The sequence below is a fragment of the Undibacterium sp. Di27W genome (genome assembly GCF_049340345.1).
In the GTDB taxonomy this organism is placed as follows: Bacteria; Pseudomonadota; Gammaproteobacteria; order Burkholderiales; family Burkholderiaceae_D; genus Undibacterium.
This window is the reverse complement of sequence record NZ_JBMPOS010000016.1, coordinates 43787-64398: the sequence shown is the minus strand read 5'-3', so window position 1 is coordinate 64398 and position 20612 is coordinate 43787. Positions and strand designations below refer to the sequence as shown.

The 20612-nt window shown below is 50.7% G+C and carries 19 protein-coding genes; 10 read left to right on the top strand and 9 right to left on the bottom strand.

Annotated elements, in window-relative coordinates; translation table 11 throughout:
• The first annotated feature begins 124 nt into the window (after window positions 1-124).
• Window positions 125-1036, top strand: coding sequence for a LysR family transcriptional regulator ArgP (locus tag ACO0LF_RS26120; RefSeq protein ID WP_423019396.1), 912 nt, complete (start codon window positions 125-127; stop codon window positions 1034-1036).
• Here ACO0LF_RS26120 and ACO0LF_RS26115 read toward each other — a convergent pair.
• The 4 genes from ACO0LF_RS26115 to coaE form a co-directional block, all read right to left on the bottom strand.
• Window positions 1023-2285, bottom strand: coding sequence for a diguanylate cyclase (locus tag ACO0LF_RS26115; RefSeq protein WP_423019394.1), 1263 nt, complete (start codon window positions 2283-2285; stop codon window positions 1023-1025). The two genes, ACO0LF_RS26120 and ACO0LF_RS26115, sit on opposite strands and share 14 nt — an antisense overlap.
• Window positions 2282-3409, bottom strand: coding sequence for an ABC transporter substrate-binding protein (locus tag ACO0LF_RS26110; RefSeq protein WP_423019392.1), 1128 nt, complete (start codon window positions 3407-3409; stop codon window positions 2282-2284). Before ACO0LF_RS26110 ends, ACO0LF_RS26115 begins: the two co-directional genes overlap by 4 nt.
• A 326-nt stretch (window positions 3410-3735) precedes the next feature.
• Window positions 3736-4878, bottom strand: a complete 1143-nt coding sequence (gene coaD, locus ACO0LF_RS26105; RefSeq protein ID WP_423019390.1) for a pantetheine-phosphate adenylyltransferase — start codon at window positions 4876-4878, stop codon at window positions 3736-3738.
• Window positions 4875-5516, bottom strand: a complete 642-nt coding sequence (gene coaE, locus ACO0LF_RS26100; protein ID WP_423019388.1) for a dephospho-CoA kinase — start codon at window positions 5514-5516, stop codon at window positions 4875-4877. The genes coaD and coaE overlap by 4 nt, the downstream gene beginning before the upstream one ends.
• A 280-nt stretch (window positions 5517-5796) precedes the next feature.
• Here coaE and ACO0LF_RS26095 point away from each other — a divergent pair, with 280 nt between their 5' ends.
• The 3 genes from ACO0LF_RS26095 (at window position 5797) to groL (ending at window position 10533) form a co-directional block, all read left to right on the top strand.
• Window positions 5797-8211 (top strand): phosphocholine-specific phospholipase C, encoded by a 2415-nt coding sequence (locus tag ACO0LF_RS26095; protein ID WP_423019386.1) that lies wholly within the window; start codon window positions 5797-5799, stop codon window positions 8209-8211.
• Window positions 8212-8548: 337 nt separating this feature from the next.
• Window positions 8549-8839: a co-chaperone GroES gene (gene groES / locus ACO0LF_RS26090; protein ID WP_110257032.1), complete on the top strand. Its 291-nt coding sequence runs from the start codon at window positions 8549-8551 to the stop codon at window positions 8837-8839.
• A gap of 41 nt (window positions 8840-8880) precedes the next feature.
• Window positions 8881-10533, top strand: a complete 1653-nt coding sequence (gene groL / locus ACO0LF_RS26085; protein WP_423019384.1) for a chaperonin GroEL — start codon at window positions 8881-8883, stop codon at window positions 10531-10533.
• 130 nt (window positions 10534-10663) lie between these two features.
• On the opposite strand, the gene ACO0LF_RS26080 is transcribed toward groL, so the two are convergent.
• Both ACO0LF_RS26080 and ACO0LF_RS26075 read right to left on the bottom strand, forming a co-directional pair.
• The gene (locus ACO0LF_RS26080) at window positions 10664-11059 is read right to left on the bottom strand and encodes a VOC family protein (protein WP_423019382.1); all 396 of its coding nucleotides are present in this window, start codon (window positions 11057-11059) and stop codon (window positions 10664-10666) included.
• A 39-nt stretch (window positions 11060-11098) separates the two neighbouring features.
• Window positions 11099-11521: a tautomerase family protein gene (locus ACO0LF_RS26075; protein ID WP_423019380.1), complete on the bottom strand. Its 423-nt coding sequence runs from the start codon at window positions 11519-11521 to the stop codon at window positions 11099-11101.
• A 160-nt stretch (window positions 11522-11681) separates the two neighbouring features.
• On the opposite strand from ACO0LF_RS26075, the gene ACO0LF_RS26070 reads away from it, so the two are divergent.
• The 5 genes from ACO0LF_RS26070 to ACO0LF_RS26050 all read left to right on the top strand — a co-directional run bounded on the left by ACO0LF_RS26070 (window position 11682) and on the right by ACO0LF_RS26050 (window position 16025).
• On the top strand, window positions 11682-12260 hold the full coding sequence (locus tag ACO0LF_RS26070; RefSeq protein ID WP_423019378.1) for a TetR/AcrR family transcriptional regulator: 579 nt from the start codon (window positions 11682-11684) through the stop codon (window positions 12258-12260).
• Window positions 12261-12507: 247 nt separating this feature from the next.
• Complete coding sequence (locus ACO0LF_RS26065; protein WP_423019376.1) at window positions 12508-14490, top strand: OPT family oligopeptide transporter; 1983 nt, start codon at window positions 12508-12510, stop codon at window positions 14488-14490.
• 237 nt (window positions 14491-14727) lie between these two features.
• On the top strand, window positions 14728-15012 hold the full coding sequence (locus ACO0LF_RS26060; protein ID WP_423019374.1) for a hypothetical protein: 285 nt from the start codon (window positions 14728-14730) through the stop codon (window positions 15010-15012).
• Between the two features lie 91 nt (window positions 15013-15103).
• Window positions 15104-15436 carry a hypothetical protein gene (locus ACO0LF_RS26055; RefSeq protein WP_423019372.1) on the top strand — a complete coding sequence of 111 codons (333 nt, stop codon included), beginning with the start codon at window positions 15104-15106 and terminating at the stop codon, window positions 15434-15436.
• A 46-nt stretch (window positions 15437-15482) separates the two neighbouring features.
• A complete protein-coding gene (locus tag ACO0LF_RS26050) occupies window positions 15483-16025 on the top strand; it encodes a hypothetical protein (protein WP_423019370.1) in 543 nt (180 codons plus the stop codon).
• A gap of 64 nt (window positions 16026-16089) precedes the next feature.
• Here the strand turns inward: ACO0LF_RS26050 and ACO0LF_RS26045 are convergent, their stop codons facing one another.
• Window positions 16090-16710 carry a tRNA-uridine aminocarboxypropyltransferase gene (locus tag ACO0LF_RS26045; RefSeq protein ID WP_423019368.1) on the bottom strand — a complete coding sequence of 207 codons (621 nt, stop codon included), beginning with the start codon at window positions 16708-16710 and terminating at the stop codon, window positions 16090-16092.
• A 110-nt stretch (window positions 16711-16820) separates the two neighbouring features.
• Between ACO0LF_RS26045 and ACO0LF_RS26040 the strand changes: the two genes are divergently transcribed.
• Complete coding sequence (locus ACO0LF_RS26040; protein ID WP_423019366.1) at window positions 16821-18239, top strand: hypothetical protein; 1419 nt, start codon at window positions 16821-16823, stop codon at window positions 18237-18239.
• A gap of 40 nt (window positions 18240-18279) precedes the next feature.
• On the opposite strand, the gene ACO0LF_RS26035 is transcribed toward ACO0LF_RS26040, so the two are convergent.
• Window positions 18280-19758, bottom strand: coding sequence for a radical SAM protein (locus ACO0LF_RS26035; RefSeq protein WP_423019364.1), 1479 nt, complete (start codon window positions 19756-19758; stop codon window positions 18280-18282).
• 82 nt (window positions 19759-19840) lie between these two features.
• Window positions 19841-20608 (bottom strand): prolipoprotein diacylglyceryl transferase family protein, encoded by a 768-nt coding sequence (locus ACO0LF_RS26030; protein WP_423019362.1) that lies wholly within the window; start codon window positions 20606-20608, stop codon window positions 19841-19843.
• Window positions 20609-20612 lie beyond the last annotated feature (4 nt).

The following is a 20612-nucleotide window of genomic DNA, read 5'->3' as shown; positions in this document are numbered from 1 at the left end:
ACTCTTTTAGCTTCCAAAATAATGCTTTATCAACAATTTTCTCTTTTGCTTTTAAACCTCTGTGTCTCTGTGCCTCTGTGTTGAGAGGTCTTTAGCCAAAATCACTATTACTTTTGAATAAAGCATGCAAACCAGACTAGACAGCCGCCAATGCGAAGCCTTCCTCAGTGTCATCGACCATGGCAGCCTGGAGCAGGCAGCGCAAGCCCTCAACCTGACCAGCTCGGCCATTTCCCAGCGCATCAAGGCGCTGGAAATGGAATTAGGCAATACCCTGCTGATACGCAGCCGCCCCTGCCGTGCCACAACCGCGGGGCAAAAACTGGTGCAGCACTTGCGCCGCGTGGCAGAACTTGAACAGGATTTACAGAGTGAGTTTGCCGGTCAGCAAAGTGAGGCCATCAGTATCGCCATCGGCGTCAATGCCGATAGCCTGGACAGCTGGCTCCTGCCTGCCCTGGCAGAATTTCTGATCGCTGAAAATATCCTGCTTGACGTTGCCATCGACGACCAGGATCACACCCATGATTTGCTGGAAAGCGGCATGGTGCTGGGCTGTCTCTCTGCAGAAAAAAATGCCATGCGTGGCTGCCAGGCTGTGCCGCTCGGCTTCATGCGCTACCACCCGGTTGCCAGTCTGGCCTACTGCCAGCGCTGGTTCCCGCAAGGTATGACGCGTGAGGCAGCCAGGCTGGCACCAGTACTGACCTTCAATCGCAAAGACAAATTGCAAGCGCAAATCTTGCTGGAGCACTTTGGCTTGCCTGAACATGCCTATCCCACGCACCATGTCCCGGCCACCACACCTTATAACCGCGCGATTTTGCTGGGCCTGGGCTGGGGGGTGATTCCTGATCTGATGCTGGATCATCTGGAAAAAGACAAGCTGCTGATGATCATGCCAGACCACCCTGTCGATGTGCCCCTATACTGGCATCACTGGAAAGTGCAGACACCCAGACTGGCGCGCTTGACGAATACCCTGGTGAAACAAGCACGCGCCAGCTTACGACAAATCAAAGCTAAAGCTGGCTAGTCGAGTCAATAATCGGCTGCACCTGATTGCGGCCATGTGACTTGGCGAAATACAGCCATTCATCGGCACGTTGCACCAGGCTTTCCATGGTATCTGCTGCCTGCAGTTCGGCCACACCAAAACTGGCGGTGACGCGTAACATGCTGCCATCCTGCATGCGAATGAAGAGATGTTGTGCCACTTGCTGACGTATTCTTTCCGCCACCTCCCAGGCAGCTTGCAGATTCGTCTCGGGCAAGACCAGGATGAATTCCTCACCACCATAACGGACCACCCAATCGACATCAATGCGTAATTCTTCTGCCAGGCTTTGGGCAAAGGCAAGCAGCACATGATCACCTATGGCATGGCCATATTCATCATTCACTTTTTTGAAAAAATCGATATCGCAAAACACCAGAGACAAATGGCGCTGATAGCGCACTGCCCTTTGTATTTCAGCTGGCATGCGCTCGTTGAACAATAAGCGGTTATAGCAGGCAGTCAGACTATCAGTGATGGACAGTTGCTTCAGGCTTTTCATGGCCGCTTCCAGCTGGCTGGTTCTTTCTGCGACCAGGGCATCCTGGTTGGCGATATGCTTTTGCAGGCTGTCTTGCATGGTGTGAAAGCCATCGACAACCAGATCAATTTCATTATAACCATTACCTGGTTTGCGCCTTAATTCCAGCTTGCTGGATAACTGGTTGGCTTGCAGGTTTTTGACAAAATCTGCAAGTTCACGCATGGGTCTTTCCAGATCACGCCGCAAGATCGCCACCACGGCCACAAAGATAAACACTGACAAGACCACGACTTCGATAATGACAATGACAAAGCTGCGCAACAGCTCCTTGCGCAAGACGGTTTTATCGACCACGAATTCAACTTTACCTATGGACATCCGGGCATCTGCCGGTGCAGGTATATCAAAGACCATGTGCTGGCCACCAGACAGATGATTGATGTTCCCGCCGGTAAATTGCTGCCCGGTGCTGGCCTTGATGGAGACATAGGCAATACTGGGGTTTTTCAACATCAGGCTGATTTGCTTTTGTATGGTTTGTGCTTCTATGTCCCATATCGCGACCGAGAGCAAAGGTAAATGTGCATGGGCCACATCATTCACTGTCAACTCAAAGTTTTCTTCTATGGCGCGGTAGTTCAACCAGGCTTGCAAGCTACTGATGCAGACCACGCACAAAATGACCCATTTGAAGACACGGCGTATCAGCAAACTGGCGATGGATTGTAAAGCCTGCTTATTCATTTTCGTACTTCTGCCTGGTTCAATAATTGACGGAAACTAAAATCATATTTCTTGATGGCGGGATGGAGGACTTTGCTGAATTTCCGAAAGTCTAGCTTGTCAAAATTCTGCGCGCCAAACAAACTCTGGAAACGCCTGCTTTCTTCCGGCGTAAACAAGATAAACATGGACCTGTCCAACTCCAGTCCCTCATCAATAAAGTCTTTGCCGTGATGATAGTCATACAGCATCACCAGGCTGAATGCTCCAGCAATAAAGTGACCACCCGCCAGGGCGCTCAGACTGCCAGACTCCAGCGCGGTGAAGGCTTCTGCCGAGGTATTGATGGCACTGAAAAAAGCATCGCGCCCCGGTTTGCCCCCACGGGCACGCCAGCTCTCCATGGCACCAAAGGCCATCAGATCATTGCCTGTCCAGATCAGCCTGGTATGTGGATAGCGTTGATACAACCAGGCACTTTGCTCTTGTGCCTTGGCGCGATTCCAGTCGCCATAGATGACCTGATCGAGTATGACATTTTTATCTTCTGCCACTGCCTTGCGCATACCTTCATTGCGTTTGTAGGAAGTAGTAGTGGATCTGTCACCGGCAATTGCCAGCATATGCAATTTGCCATCAGCACCCGTTAACTTTTCTGCCCTGCCGCGCTGTATCAAAGCGCTTGCAGTCAGATAACCGGCATCCTCGGCACGCGGCTCCAGGCCGCCCAGCCAGCCCTTGTATAACTGCCTGGGTGCACCGACTTTTTCACGTTCACCAGCATCACTAAAACTGCTATAGGAAAAAAAGGTTTTGATGTGCGCACCATCGAGTATGCGCAGGGCCTCGGCACCGACGGCGTAATCATTAGACAGGATCACATAATCAGGTCTGGCATTCAGGGGGCGGGCGGCAATTTGCCTGGCTAGTTCCAGGGTTTTTAAATGGTCGCGTTCAGCATAGATGACTTCCAGTTGCACACCCAGATTGCGGGCAGCGGTCATCATGCAATTGCTGGCTGTGACCCAATAAACTTCATCCGATTTACCCGGATTGAGGAAGGTGACCGTCATGGCCATCAGCGTGGCTGGCGCAAGCAAACACCAGCTCAGCAGCAAGCTTAGGGTGAAACGATAAATCCACATATCCGCCTCCGGGCATTCGATCATGCCGCAGTGAACAACGCAGATCGCACAAGTCCTGGCATGCCTGCAAATCAAGAAAATTTGCGGGCAATGCAGGTTTTTATTCAGACTCTATTTTGGCTGTTTTCAGGGAAAAAAGTTGCTCATTCACAAAAACTCACATTTATGAGCATGAGCCTGAAATGCAAATGAAAGAGCGGGCTACCCAGGTCTCGTAGGAGCGGCTTCAGCCGCGAATGCTCAGCCCAAGCTGAAACAGGCTACACGGTAAAATTTTTGCGGTTAAAGCCGCTCCTACAAAATCAGGGCAGCGCAGCCATCCACACTTAGACAGAAGTTTCCTCTTTGCTTTTTTCACGCCTGAGATTGATGATGGCCTGGCTGGTATAGAGATCGGCAAACCAGGCATCAGCGTAGAGCTTCCCGGTATCTGCCAGACCCTGAAAATAATCCAGTACCCGGCCCCGGCCTGCGCGATAAGCTGCATCATCGACATCACGGTATTCCATGCGCACCGCTGCAGCATAGGCATCATAGGTATCTGCCGCCTGTCCAAGAATGGCCAGGTCCACGCTCAACATGGCATCTTTCAAGGGATGCACCAGGCTGGCGCTCTGGAAGTGGTCCGTCACCCGTATCAGATCTGCCACTTCCTGCAAATGTTGCAAGCCCAAACCGGCAGCCAGCCACATGCGCGCACTCTGTTCTTCATTCGAGATATCTGCCGCCTTGCCGCCGTACACTGCATCATGGAACCAGAAAGCTTTTTTCAGTATCGCCACGTCCGTATTGCTGGCCCCAGTATTGCTGGCCCAGGCCGAGATTTCACTGAGACCGTGCACCAGGTGATCAAGATTATGATAAGGGCGACGTGCCGCGCCATAAGCCTCTTCACCAGTCAGGTAATCAAACCAGTGATCAAGTTTGGCGCTATCTATACCTGCTTCAGTTTCCCACAGTTTTTGCCAGTCACTGCGCAACCAGCTTTTGATCCAGGCGATATAGGCAGGCATGGGCATGAATTTTTTGACTGTCCAGTGCCAGCCCACAGGCCCCTGCAAGGCGCGCACAAAACTGGAACTGACAGAACCCAGGTCACGCGGTGGCATCACAAAGATAGTCTTGGCACCACCCAGCACATCGACATTGGTTTGCTGTATCAGGTTTTCATAATCAAAGTCCGAGGTATTGCGTATGCCGCGTACCAGATATTCTATGCCATGGCGTTTGGCAGCACGTGCCGTATAGTCGCCCTTGACGATGACGACGCTGACATTATCCCAGCCACATTCTGCCACGCTGCGCTCAATGATGTCCTTGCGCTCCAGTGCACCAAACTGCGGCTTCTTGACCGGGTTTTCAGAAATGAAAACCACGACTTCATCCGCCAGGGCGCGTGCCTCTTGTATGACCCACAAATGGCCATTGGTAATAGGATCAAGCGTGCCAGAGAAAGCGATTTTTTTCATTCATTACCCCAGTGTGACATGTAAATAAGATGTTGCTGCAAGACTTGCTGTTCCAGCGACATGATGCTGCCCTGATTGACAATTAATGCGTAATCTTGTTCCCGGAAAACATTTTCTGATACCTGCATTTGAAAAATCTGCCTGATTTCAGCCTCTGTCCAGCCAGGATTACGCTGGCACAGCCGCTGTAAACGCGTCGTCTCATCTGCATGCATCCATAAAACGCTATCGTACATGAAGCTAGTCTCTTCATCCGGCAACAATGCTGACTCCCATATGACATAGCTGGCAGTCTGTTCCCTTGTCCATTGCCACATGGCTTGCAGCACATAGGGTTTGAGCAAATGCCGCAAGCGGCGATTGCTTTGTATATCCGCAGCCAGGACCGTATGCAAAATGCCGCGCCGCAGGCAACCATCTGCCGTCATCAATTGTGGCAGTACCTGGGCAATTTCTGTCATTGCCGGATGCTGATTGTCCTGATGTATGGCACGCGCCACCATGTCAACACCTATCACCGGCACGCCCAGACGAGAAAACCCGGCGGCGGCCAGTGACTTACCACTACCTATACCGCCAGTCAATAACACCACGCGAGCATGCCTGGTGCTTGCTAGTGAGGCGGTAATAGGGAACATTTTAAGCTTTCAATATCAGATAATCATATTTGGTTATTCAACCAATATACAAAGCTTAGCAAATTCAATCGCAAAGCTCAAGATTATTTTGGTTGATTGACCAAATAAATTAAAAACAAGCAAAATGGGACGCAAACCAGGCTAGTCTTGGGGAATACTGCAGCAACTTATCCGGCGCCGGATTGGCACGTCACCGTCATGTCATTGACATATTTAAAATATATTATGAATGTGAATGTATTGCCGACCGCCCTCTATTTCACACAAAAAAGGATAAGCCATGATCTCTGATAGCCGGAGAAAGTTTTTGCAATTTTCAGCCGCGAGTGCTGGTGCCAGCCTCTTGCCTGGCGTGATACAGCAGGCGCTCGCCGTACCGGCGAACAATGTCACGGGTACCCTGGCAGACGTTGGCCATGTGGTCATCTTCATGCAGGAGAATCGCTCTTTCGATCATTACTTTGGTACCCTGGCCGGCGTACGTGGCTTTGATGATCCGCGTGCGATTAGCTTGCCAAATGGTGCGCCCGTCTGGCAGCAACCCAATCCGGCAGGTGGCAGTGTTTTACCCTTCCACTTTGATGCCAGGAATACCAGTGCACTGTCCGTAGGCACCAACCATTCCTGGAAAGGTTCGCAACAAACCTGGCAAGGCTGGAATGTCTGGGTTAGTCAAAAAACCGTGCAAAGCATGGGTTACTTTGACCGTGGCGATCTGCCGTTTTACTACGCGCTGGCAGATGCCTTCACTATTTGTGATGCCTATCATTGCTCAGTCTTTGGCGCGACCGACCCTAACCGCATGTATTCGTTAACCGGCACCAGCCAGGGCTGGTTAGGTGCCATGGGCAGCTTGTATAACATTGATGCCAAGGGTTATTACAATGCTGACCCGGCCAATGACAATGTCACTGCCGCGGTCACGGCCAGCGCGCCCAACTGGCAAACTTATGCAGAAGTACTGGAAGCCAATCAGGTCAGCTGGAAGGTTTATCAGGAATGGGATAATTATGGCGATAACTACCTCGCCTATTTCAAGAACTTCCGCGTCAATGCAGACGGCAGCAAATTAAGCAGCAGCTCGCCGCTCTACCAGAAAGCGCGCAGCCTGGCACCCGGTGCCAGCGTGGGTGGTAGCAGAGGTGATGGCCTGGTCAGTGCCTTTGCCAATGATGTGCGCAACAAACGCCTGCCGCAAGTATCCTGGATATGCGCGCCAAACGATTACACCGAGCATGCCCCCAACTCTCCCAATGCAGGTGAAAACCTGACAGCAAGATTGCTGGCAGCCCTGGTCGCAGAACCTGAAGTCTGGGCCAAGACCGTGTTCTTGCTGATGTATGACGAGAACGATGGCTTCTTTGATCATGTGCCACCCAATATTCCACCTATCACCACCGCCATGGGCCGCTCCACCCTGGCCGACAATGGTGTTTATGAAAAATACGGCAGTGAACCTGTGGGACTGGGACCACGCGTCCCCATGCTGGTGATCTCGCCATGGAGCAAAGGCGGCAAGGTATGCTCCCAGGTTTTTGACCACACTTCGAAATTGCGTTTTCTTGAAGAATGGCTGGTCAATGGCCTTGGCAAGGACAGGGCCGCCGTCAGTTGCAAGCAGATATCGCCATGGCGACGCACGGTCTGTGGCGATTTGACTTCGGCATTTGATTTCAAATCTCCAGATCAAAACTGGCCAGGCACAGTGCCAAAAACTGCTTCTTACATCCCTGTCAGTGGCAAACCCTATCCTGTACCACCGCTCAACCAGAGCCTGCCCCGCCAGGAAGCCTATTTGCAGGCACAGGGCCCGCGCCCTGCCTGTCGCCTGCCTTACCTGCTGGCGGCGCAGGCCAGGCTCAATAATGGCAAGCAACTGGAAGTCAGCTTCAGCAATGCTGGCACGGCTGGTGCTGCTTTTATTGTGTATTCCAACGTACGCACGGACGGCCCCTGGTATTACACCGTCGAAGCTGGCAAGCAAATCCAGAAAGAAATCTGGAACTGGAGTGGCGATACTTACCAGCTCAGCGCCTATGGCCCGAATGGTTATTTGCGTGAGTGGCGCGGCAGTACCACTGCCACCGTCAAGCCTGAAGTGCAAGCCGTGCACGACAGCAGCAGTGGCAAGCTGGTGCTGACCCTGTCCAATGTCGACAATGTCCAGCCCTGCAATTTCACTGTCAGCGACAATGCCTATGGCAGCCTGGCAAACACTTATGCGCTGGCAGGTGGCCAGAGTTTGCGCCTGGAATATCCCTTGATCAGCAGTTTTGGCTGGTATGACTTCAGCATCACCAGCAATGTCGATACCCAATTTTTGCGCAGGATAGCGGGACATGTGGAAGCAACGGCCAGCAATAGCAACAACAATCGCACCGACCCCTTGATAGGCGGCAAACGTAGCGATGCCCGTCTGAGCAGCGCCACACCCAGCATATCGCGCGGCAGTAATGTCGTGGCCTCTTATTCAGCCTTACCGGCACAAGTCAATGCCAAAAACTGGATAGGTGTCTATGCTGCAGGTGCCGTACCAGGCACGGTGAATTCGCTGACGTGGCAATATGCTGGCAATCCTCAGGGTAGCGTCACGCTCAATACCGCCAGCCTGGCAGCAGGCAATTATGCGCTCTGGTATTTGTACAATGATAGCTACTCAGTTCTGGCGGGGCCGGTGGCCTTAACGATTGTGTAACATTCAAATCTGTTTAGTAATGAGTAGTAGTCAGTAGCAGTGAGTAGCAGCGAAAAACTGAGTAAATTGACATTTACTCAGTTTCAGCCTCATGCAAAAAAATACATTCGCGCGCTTACAAAAGCAATACCAGCTAAAAAAATCGCTCAAACGTCAGTACAAAACTACAACTAAGTCACTGATTATTAAAGAAATATTAGTTTACTCCTTTTTTAGCTCTTGAAAAGCATATGCCTCGCCCATATACTTAGCACTCGTTGAGAGAGAGTGCTAACAAGTCCCTCTCCAGCTTAATTGAATTCCAATAGTAATTACTCGCAAATTTAAAGGAGCTTGTATGAACCTTCGTCCCCTGCACGATCGCCTGATCGTGAAACGCCTGGATCAAGAAACAAAAACTGCATCCGGTATCGTTCTGCCTGACGCTGCTGCTGAAAAGCCAGATCAAGGTGAAGTACTGGCAGTTGGTCCTGGCAAATTGCTGGACAACGGTACAGTTCGCGCCCTGGACGTAAAAGTTGGCGACCGCGTTTTGTTCGGTAAATATTCTGGTCAGGCTGTCAAAGTTGACGGCAACGAAGTTCTGGTGATGCGTGAAGAAGATATCTTCGCGGTCGTACAGAAGTAATCGGCATCCACGATATCAATTAAAGAATTCGGAGAATTAATATGGCAGCTAAACAAGTAATTTTTGGCGATGACGCACGTGCGAAGATCGTTAATGGCGTCAACATCCTGGCGAACGCAGTTAAAGTAACACTGGGCCCTAAAGGCCGTAACGTTGTTCTGGAACGCTCTTTCGGCGCGCCTACAGTCACTAAAGACGGTGTTTCTGTAGCTAAAGAAATCGAACTGAAAGACAAGCTGGAAAACATGGGCGCGCAGCTCGTGAAAGAAGTGGCTTCCCGCACTTCTGACAACGCTGGTGACGGTACAACGACAGCGACAGTTCTGGCACAAGCCATCGTTCGCGAAGGTTTCAAATATGTAGCAGCTGGCTTCAACCCAACTGACTTGAAACGCGGTATCGACAAAGCGGTTACAGCTATCGTTGCTGAAATCAAAACTCTGTCCAAGCCTACAACAACCAACAAAGAAATCGCTCAAGTTGGTTCCATCTCTGCTAACTCCGATGCAAACATCGGCGACATCATTGCCAAAGCAATGGACAAAGTCGGCAAAGAAGGCGTGATCACTGTTGAAGACGGCAAATCCCTGGACAACGAACTCGACATCGTTGAAGGTATGCAGTTTGACCGTGGCTACCTGTCACCCTACTTCATCAACAATCCAGAAAAACAATCCGTTATCCTGGAAAACCCGTTCATCCTGTTGTTCGACAAAAAAATCTCGAACATCCGTGACCTGCTGCCAGTATTGGAACAAGTTGCAAAATCCGGTCGCCCACTGCTGATCATCGCTGAAGATGTAGACGGCGAAGCGCTGGCAACTCTGGTTGTGAACAACATCCGTGGCATCCTGAAAACTGCAGCTGTTAAAGCTCCAGGCTTCGGTGACCGTCGCAAAGCCATGCTGGAAGACATCGCTATCCTGACCGGTGGTCAAGTGATTGCTGAAGAAGTTGGCCTGACACTGGAAAAAGCAACTCTGGCTGATCTGGGTCAAGCTAAACGTATCGAAATCGGTAAAGAAAACACCACCGTTATCGATGGTGCTGGCCAGGCTGTAGGTATCGAAGCACGCGTTAAACAAATCCGCGCGCAAATCGAAGAAGCAACTTCTGACTACGACCGTGAAAAACTGCAAGAACGCGTTGCCAAACTGGCAGGCGGCGTTGCTGTGATCAAGGTTGGTGCTGCAACTGAAGTTGAAATGAAAGAGAAAAAAGCACGCGTTGAAGATGCTCTGCATGCAACTCGCGCTGCCGTAGAAGAGGGCGTTGTTCCTGGCGGTGGCGTTGCCCTGCTGCGCGCACGTCAAGCTGCTGGCGAAATCAAAGGCGACAATCCAGATCAAGAAGCAGGTATCAAACTGGTTCTGAAAGCGATCGAAGCGCCTCTGCGTGAAATCGTTGCTAACGCCGGTGGCGAACCTAGCGTTGTTGTTAACGCCATCATCAATGGCAAAGGCAACTACGGTTTCAATGCTGCCAATGACACATACGGCGACATGATAGAAATGGGTATCCTGGATCCAGCTAAAGTAACTCGCTCTGCATTGCAAAATGCAGCGTCTGTTGCTGGCCTGATCCTGACTACTGATGCTCTGGTTGCTGAATTGTCTGAAGACAAAGCAGGCGGCATGGGTGGTGGTGATATGGGTGGTATGGGCGGTATGGGTGGCATGGGCGGCATGATGTAATAGCTGCTAAGCGACTATCACTGAGCTCATTGAACTCGCTGAAAGTAGCATTGCTCAAAAAAACCCCGCAACGCAAGTTGCGGGGTTTTTTGTTGTGCCTCACCATTTACCCACCTCGGCAGCATTTCATTCAGGCAGCGCAGTTAAACATCCATTGCACGCCGAACTGGTCAGTCAGCTTGCCAAAATAATCCCCCCAGATTTGCACTGCCAGCGGCGTAGTCACATTTGCCCCCTGGCTCATGAGCGTAAACAGCTGATCAGTTTGCGCACGGCTATCCATCATCATGATGTGGGCAGAACCCCGCATAGGCTCTGCATCGTCATTGTCTGAGGCATAAAAAAGCACACCCGCTCCTTCAAATCTGGCATGCATGACCTTGCCACGCATGGCCTCGTTCTTCAGCGGCATCCCAGCCTCGCCATGACGCAGGATGTCGGTCACACGTCCCAAACCACATTGCGTATAAAAATCCAGCGCCTGCTCGCATTGCGTCGTAAAAAACAGGTAATTTGATTGCTGCATGGTGCTGACCCCTGAATCGGTTTACATAAGTGGCTTACCTCAGTTGAACCCTTGTTGCACCGCCTCGCCCATCTCTGCATTGGAATAAGCCTTGCCCGCAATACCCCAGGTGCCATCCACTGCATATGTCACGTTGACATACGTCCTTTCCCGCGGATGCGTACCCTGCTTGAGTCTGTCTATGATGTCCGTGACCTCACTGACAAAAGCCTGCTTGACTTCGGCATTCGGGAAAGTGACTGAGGGAACCTTCACTTCGACAACCGCCAGAGATTGATGCTGGCCACCAGCATAGCTGTGCGACTCCGGGCTGACGACCAGGTGGCCGACGACATTAGGCGTCATGAACTTGTTGCCGGTCAAGCCGTGCACGCGTAACAAAGCGTCTGCAACGAGAGGCAGCACTTCACGCTCCCCGTCGAGAGTGAGAAGACCGGTGGTGACTTGGACTGAAATAGGCATGGCAATAACTCCTTGATCAAAATGGATGGTCGAGTCAAAGACTAGTTCTTGACTCCTGTACCACGACCGTTATATAACGGTCGTGATGTGATGCATCATTACATAACGATCGTTATTTTGTAAAGTTTTAAATAGCATTTTTATTCTGGAGATTTTTTACATGGCACACCGGGCAGGACAAAAAGAAGAGAGCAAGGCAAAGATACTCAAAAGCGCAGGCCGTGGATTTCGCAGCCGGGGATTTGGTGGTTCTGGCGTTGACGGACTGGCAAAAGATGCAGAAGTGACTTCGGGTGCTTTCTATGCCCATTTCAAATCAAAGGCAGATGCTTTCCGCGAGGCGGTAGTGGCTGGCCTGGAAGACCTGAAACTGGGAGTCAGCCAGGCTCGCGAGCAATTAGGGAGCGGCTGGCGCACGGCATTTATTGATTTTTACCTCGGAGAGCGCCGCACCTGCGATTTGGAAGATAGCTGCGCTTTACAAAGTCTTTCGGCTGAAGTGGCACGGGCTACAGAAGATACGCGTATAGCCTATGAAACCGAATTGCAAGCCATCATAGAAACAGTGGCCGCTGGCCTGGATGGACAAGCTGATGCCAAACGCGAAGAAGCAATTGCCCTGCTGGCGCTCATGGTTGGCGGCGTCACTCTTGCCAGGGCAGTCAATGATCCCGCCATCAGCAAGGACATTGCTGCGGCAGTTCGCAAGGCAGCACTCGATTTGAACTTGCGCTCATAAGCCAGCTTGGATGCCAGGAACATCGTCCAGCTCATGCCCATCAGGACGATGTAAGGCAAGTAGAGTGTCAGCTGGTGGCTTTTTTCCATCAGCCCGCTTGACAGAAAACATCCCTCGCTTGGATACTGCCGCACTTGAAAGAAAATTTTCATATTTCCAGCGACATGTTTCATTTTTGCAATGATCTTGCCAATTTAAAACCCGCTGGTCATCACCATCAAGCAAGACAACCCGCGTTGGAGAAAATATGGCGCTGCAACAATTAAGCGACGAGCAAATACGAACCTGGACCCGTGCCCAAAAGGACGAGTGGTGGTTTGCCAATATCTACCGTGGCGACATGGCACAGTTGACCATACGCTCGGCATTTACCGGCTTTTTGCTGGGTGGCATTTTATCGGCCACTGCTTTGTATATAGGTGCCAAGACCGGTATCACTATTGGTGTCGGCCTGACCTCGGTCATCCTGGCATTTGCGATTTTCAAGATACTCGCCAACCTGGGTATTGCCAAAGACTTCACCATACTCGAAAACAACTGTACCCAATCCATCGCTACTGCGGCTGGTTACATGACCATGCCGCTCAATACCGTGTTGTCGGCCTATATGCTGATCAGCGGTGCGGTCGTAACCTGGTGGCATCTGGTGGTGTGGATGAGTATTTGCTCCATCCTCGGGGTGCTGGTGGCCTTCCCCATGAAGCGTCGCTTCATCAATGAAGACCAGTTGCCCTTCCCCGAAGGCCGCGCCTGCGGTGTGGTGCTGGATGCAGTTTATACCGGCGAAGCTGCCAGCGGCATGTATAAGGCACGCCTGATGGCCTTTACCGCCATGTGGACAGCGATTTACCAGATGATCACCAGCGATGGCTGGATGAAGCTCATACAGTTCAAGATCCTGCGCATGGATAAATGGGCAGGCATGACAGAAGCATGGCATTTCCAGGAGCGCGTCGATCATTATTATTACACTGCCGCCGTCAAATATGATTTGCTGATCCCCAAAATCCTGGGCACTGATTTCCGTGCACTGGGCCTGCGCTTTACCCTCGATGCCGCCATGCTGGGCGTAGGCGGTTTGATGGGCATACGGGTTGCCAGCAGCGTCTTGCTGGGTGCCATCATCAACTTCGTCTTCCTGGCACCGTGGATGATACAGCGTGGCGATATTGTCGAACGGATCGCTCCCAGCGGCAAGATCGTGCCTATCTCACGCACAGAGATCGTCAACCAGTGGGGCCTGTGGTGGGCGGTATCCATGATGGTGGTGGCATCTTTCATCAGCCTGGCAGCAAAACCAGAACTGTTCACCAGCATCTTCAAGAAAGCGGATAAAAATAAAGCCGCCGACAAGACCAGCACCATACTTGACCATATTGAAGTACCGTTGATCATTTCCTACGTTGGCATTCCTATCTTCAGCATCCTGGCGGCCTGGACTACCCATGAATTCTTTGGTGTGCCATGGCTGATGTCCATCATCACCCTGCCGTTGGTCTTCATACTGACCATCATCTGTGCCAATGCGATGGCACTGACTTCATGGACACCGACCAGTACCCTGTCAAAAATCACCCAGTTCAGCATGGGTGCGATAGACAGTGCAAATCCAGCCAATAATTTGATACCAGCTGGCATGACGGCTGAAGTAGCATCGAATGCATCCAATCTGCTGTCCGACATCAAACCGGGCTATATGCTGGGTGCAAAACCAAGACAGCAGGCGATAGGCCATATCATCGGCATTTTCTCTGGCGCACTGGCTTGCGTACCGTTGTACTTCCTGCTGTTCTTGCCGCCGGATGCCAATGGCGTGCGCTCTACCGCCACCATCGTCTCTGACAAATTCGCCTTCCCCGGCGCCATGCAATGGAAGGGTGTAGCCGAGCTGATCGCCAAGGGCTTTGGCAGCCTGCCATCCTCCGCCATCACCGCCATCATCGTGGCTGCAGTTGCCGCCACTCTGATTGAATGCGCACGCATCTTCACCAAGGGCCGCTTCCCCTTATCCGCCGTTTCCATAGGCCTGGGCGTGATCCTGCCACCAGAGTCTTGCCTGGCGATGTGGATAGGTGCAGCGATATTCTGGTGGATGGGCAATCGCCACAGCCAGCCTGGCAGCAAAGGCCATGACTTTTGGGTGGAAGGCTGCGAGCCTATCTGCGCCGGTTTGATTTCTGGTGCGGCTTTGATAGGGATAGGTAATGCGATTATTAATGTGTTGATTTGATACTGAGCTGAAACCTCAGACTTAGAAACAACTTGCCCCGCTTTTGCGGGGCTTTTTCTTGGACGCTCCAAAACCTTGTCTTGAAAAGAAAAATTATCAAATGCCAGGGACAAACACCTGTGTTGCTGTTCAAGCTAAAGTGATACACATTATTTACATGAGCAAGGCAAGACGATTTCACGCATCAAGCTAACAGCAACTCACATCAACAGCTTTAATCATCAGGAACGACAGACCATGCCCATCGCAACTTTTCTTGCCACTGCTGCCCTGCTTGCCAGTCCCGCTGCGGGTACGATTTCTTGCACAAACACAAGCTCAAGCATAGACGCAGCAACCCTCGCCGCAATCGCAGCGACTTGCTACGACTATATCGATGGTCAACTGGAAGCCGATCCAAAACGGGTAGCCCGGTCCCTGCATCCAGACTTGGCAAAATGCTCAGTGATAGGTGACACGCCTGACGAACGCCTTGGTTTGCGACGCATGTCCAAAGAAGAAATGCTCGGGCTCGTCAAATAATGTTATCATTACCATAATATAAAATGCTTACTCTGGTTTACCTTATTCATAAAAACCAGATTAAAGCTCAACTACTCTCACAAAAAACTTCATGAGTGAACATACAACCCTGCACATACAGTTCATTGGCGACAATGATATTCCTGACATATCAGACAAATCTGACGAAATCACCAAAATCCTCTCTGCGGATGGCATTCACAAAGATGTTTTGCAAGATCTGATTGCCGCTTTTTCAAACAACGAGGCGGTTTTCAATGTGCATAGCGTCTACTTGATTTCATTGATCGAAAGTGTCGCCACATTATTTCCGTCGGCATGGTTTGAAGCCAGAGGTCTGGGTGAGGAATTCCGTTTTACTTGGGTGGCGGAATTCAAGGAAGGCAATAAAGTGTTTATTCAAGGTCCCTGGGACTACGAATAAATTACTAGCTGACTTTTAATATGACTTCTTAAATCATAAACATCATATGGGTAGCACTTACCGTTTCATTGCAGATCCGTCACAGCAGTCGGAAGTTGTTGATTGGTTTCGTGTGCAACCCACGCCTCCAATAGAGGTGCAGGCAGAGCGTAGTCTTATTTTATATTTCAAAGAATTTGGTCCATTGACACATAACTCAAATGGGACGATCAACTCGCAAGCTTCACCCGTTGTTACGGTATTTCTTCCACGCGTTCGACGTGGTGTTTTATGGACGGTCGGGGAAGTACATTTTCTGGCAACACCACTGCGCCAGCAATACCCTGCATTACACAAGATAAGCTCAGCTTTTTCAAAATGGCTAACTAAGCAAGAGTGCGTTTTTTCAAACAAAAGTCCGAACAACCAATTTTCTTATTATCTTGAGGGTTCCATAAGAAACTATGACACTCCAGTATTTGCGTTCGAATCGGGGCTTCGAGCATTGGAATCAGAAAATTATTTTGTTGCAAATGGCGACAATGAAGCAAGACTCGAACAGATTTGTAAATTTCTACTCCTGCGTGGAGTGATATGCAGTGATCATTAGCCTACATCCTCAATGTTAAGAATCGAAGAATGCGGGCTGATTTCCCCACACCTGTTCAAGCGTTTCACTTTTGCCTGAATCCCATCTGCTGTCCAACAAACCCATCAAACGCCTCTAGCAGGGGACGATACTTCTCCTCATCCTGCTCCAATTGCATCAGCGCATAACACGTGGCCTCCAGCGTAGACAACTGATCCGGCGCATGGGCTTTGCGGATGCGGTAGTGGGAGGCTGGCATGTTTTGCAGGCTCAGGCGTAGCAGTTGTTGCAAGGCGGGGTTCAGGTACAGCATCTTGCGGCTTTTACGCCAGGTAGCGTCAATAATCACCAGACGTATATTCGCCAGGGCGTGGTCTTGCACCACAAATTCGGGTGGCTGGTATTGCAGGTCAGCGGCCTCATTTTGCGTGGTGGCCGGATAGAGCAATATGGCTTGCTTGCCATCAGCTTGCAGCAGGCTGAGCAAGCATTGCGGGTCAAACTGTTCACCTTCAACGAGGCATGAAGTTTGCAGGCACAGGTCCAGCAGGCGTGCGCTGCCCTTGGCATTATTCACTTCCAGAGGGTGCTGCAAGACGACTACCTCAGGTACATTGGCGATATTATTTACCCAGCGACAAATACACGCCGTGGATGGGCGCAGGCATAGTGGGCAGGATGTTCTTTTGTTTTTGGAATCGGACATGCCAACATTGTGAAGGATTGTTATTTAAGCGGCAAGCTTTGCCTGCTGATGAGCAGGCAGGGGCGGCATCGTCTATGATGAACAGATACTTTCACGCCTCAATTTGTCTTATGAAACTTCCAACTCTCCTTGCGACTAGCCTGCTACTGGCAACCAGTGCCTGCGGTGGTGGCGGTGGCTCCACTGCAGCAACTACTACGGGTAGCACTACCACTGGCACAACAACGGGCACTAGCACTGGTACAACTACTGGCACAACTACGGGTACAACAACAGGCACAGGGACTGGTACCGGCACAACTACCGGCACAGGAACCAGCACTGGGACCACGACGGGAACAGGCACTACTACCGGCACAGGGACGGGTACGACTACTGGTACTGGCACCGGTACGACTACTGGAACAACTACAGGAACTGGAACCGGAACAACTACCGGTACTGGCACAGGCACCACGACAGGAACCGGAAGTACCGTTGTCACGCTGGAGAAAAAAGCTGCTGCACTGGCAGCCAAACTGGGCAAATCCAGTCGCTTTTTAGTTGGTCTGGGCAGTGCCGATCTGGCCGATGTCCAAAAACAGGGCATTACCCCTGATATATATGATCAATACCTGGTTGGTGTAGGTGCAGGCTCGTGGCCAACCTGGAATAGCCCTTCTGGTGCCTATGTGCAAATCGTTGCACAAAATGCTGACAAACTGGGTGCAGTACCCATGTTCACCCTGTACCAGATGGCCAGTAATGGCGATGGCAATTTGAGTGGTTTGACCAATACGACTTTCATGAAAGGCTATTGGGATAATGTACGTCTGATGTTCCAGCAAATCAAAGCTTACGGCAAACCCGTGCTGGTCAATTTTGAGCCAGACTTTTGGGGTTATACGCAAAGGATCTCGAATAACGCCGACCCTGCCACCGTACCTGCACAAGTCAATAACAACCCTGATTGCAGCAACCAGCCAAACAGTGTTGCTGGTATCAGCCAGTGTCTGATGCAAATGGCGAGAGCCTTGGCGCCAAATGCCTATGTAGGTTTCCCCCCTGCCCTGTTTGAAGACCTGCACTCAACTGCCATGTCTTACATGTTGAAGCTGGGCGCAGACAAAGCAGATTTTATCGTCATGCAAACCCTGGACAGGGATGCTGGCTGTTTTGAAACCGTACCGCAAGTGTCTTACTGCACACGTGCAGGTACAGGCTGGTACTGGGATGAATCGAATCTGACTTCACCTAATTTCAAAGACCATTTTGCGCTGGCCAAGACTTATTACCAGGGCCTGCAATTACCTGTCTTGTGGTGGCAAACCCCGCTGGGCGTACCGTCAACACAGATAGGCTCAACCGGTAAATACCGCGATAACAAGGTCCGCTATTTCCTGACGCATGCCTCGGAAATGGTGGCCGTTGGCGGCCTGGGTGCAGTGTTCAGCACAGGCGAAGTCAACCAGACTTCGATCAATACCGATGGTGGGCAGTTCAAAACATATTCATCCAGTTATCTGGCCAAGCCGGTGGCCTTGCCTTGAAATAAGATATGCCAGCCTTGCTTACACAGGCTGGCATTTTTCAGTTGATTTCTACCAGTGGAATGTGTTTCTGCTTCTTCCCTTCCGGCATTCTATCCATGGTTTGCCTCGCAATACTACTGCGTATTTCTTTGAGCCTGCTGGCTTCCCTGTACAACAGGTTATAACTCTCAAACGGTATCATCTTGCCGTCTGGCAGGGCGAAGTGGATGCAAGACTTTTTCAAGGCACGCACGTCGAGGGAATAAGCGTCCATGAACTGTACGATCAATACACGAAAAACATTGTCATATCTGAGGTTTTGCGGTGCCGAGATCAAGGGTAGACAACACATCAATTCAGACAGACAATTGGCCTGCGACTCGGGTGAATGATTGGTCGAGAAGAGTTTGAAAATCTGGTCTTTCATGCCCTGTTTTAAATTCTCATCACGCTCAAAGACGATGGTATTGCCACTACCCTCCACCAAAGACTGTGGATCAAGATAGCGAGTCAGTGGCACGGTTTTTTCTTCTGTCTTCAAGGCGTACGCCATCGCCAGCGTATCTGGATTGCATGGTACGGGTACGATATCCTTGAGGCTGAACAGGCTGCATTGCTCAGTAATTTTTCTGCGTATTTCTGATACCGTCAATCTGTGCAGACGCGGGTCATAATTCTCGACACGGCCAGCATCCTGTATCGGTTGCAAGGTCACGCCACGCACACATTTTTGAGTCAATGCAAAATTGATGATGTCGCCTATCTCATCATCATTTAAACCTTTTTTCAAGGTTACAACCAGAGTGGTAGACAGGTTGACGGCATTCAGGTTCTCCAGTGCCTGCTGGCGTATGCGACGCAAGTCTGCGCCGCGCAGGGCCTTGTGTACTTCTGCCCGGAAAGAATCAAATTGCAGGTAGACTTCAACACCCGGTGCATAGCTCGCCAGGCGCTCAACAAAGGCTTTGTCCTGCGCGAGCACGATGCCATTGGTATTGACCATGACATGCTTGATAGGGCGAGCCTTGACAGCGTCCAAAATTTCCCAGAATTGCGGATGCAGGGTTGGCTCTCCACCCGACAATTGCATGACATCGGCCTCGCCTTCATTGGCAACTACCGTATCAAGCATCTTGATAATCTCAGCCAATGATTTGTGCTGCTCGCGATGGGTGCCGCTCTCGGCATAGCAAACCGGACAGTTCAAATTGCAGTTGTCGGTAATCTCCACGATAGACAGACAGGAATGCTGCATATGGTCGGGACACAAACCACAGTCATAAGGACAACCATATTCCATTTTGGTATTAAAGATTTGTGGCATTTCCGGATGCTTGACGAATACTTCACGGCACAGCCTGTAGTATTCAACATCATCACTGACCAGCACGCGCTCAGTACCATGCGCACTGCACCACTTGTCCATATAGACTTTATCTTCCTTGAAGATGATCTTCGCTTCCACTGGGTGCAGACAGCTGGAACAAACCGAACTGGTCGTGTCGTAAAACAGATAAGGGCGGACTTTTCGGGGCATATTATTTTTTACTCGTATAAAAGATAGGAGCACAAACCGCTTGCATGGTCAGGCGAACTTTCAAACGACATTCGATTTGAGTTCAATGTAAATCCTCTGTTCCCACCTTCAAATTAAGCATCTGACGCACTAGCAAAGGCAGGTAGAAGACCAGAGCAACAATGCACAATACTTGTATGCCACTCAGATAAGAGAAATAGTAATAAGGTATGGGTTTGATACCATCAACGAGCAAGCGCCAGAACAGGTAGCCAGCGAGATACATTTTGAACATCAGGCCAGACTGACTTTGCCATACCTGCCTGTGTCGCAATAAATAAATCCCCCATGCCAGAACAAAAATCATGTCGTAAATCTGGGTGGGATGGCGCGCGATATCATCTCCAAAGTCGACGCCCCATGGCAAGTTCGTAGCATTGCCATAGGTGCCATCATTGAGTCCAGCCAGGAAGCAGCCTATGCGACCTATGACCGTAGCCACCATCAAGGGAAAAACAAAATTATCGCCGGTTGATTGTGGCTGCTTAAGCAGGACCTTGGCCAACTCCACGCCTATCAAACCACCCAGCAAACCACCGACGATGGATTGGCCTGACATCAATATCTGCAGATTGTCCGTTGCAGCAGTCCACAAATGTGGGTACTCCATCCAAAAGGCGGCTTTATTGCCGATTGCCGCTCCCAGTACGCAAGCTATGATGACACCGTAATGCCCGGGTGCCAATATGCCAGCTTGCTGTTGTTGCGCACGCTGACGACGATACAGTTGCACACCGATGGCGATGGCCAGCCATTCAAAAATGAAATGTAAAAACTGGGCGTTATTTGCTGACAATACGTAAAGTTTCATTCGA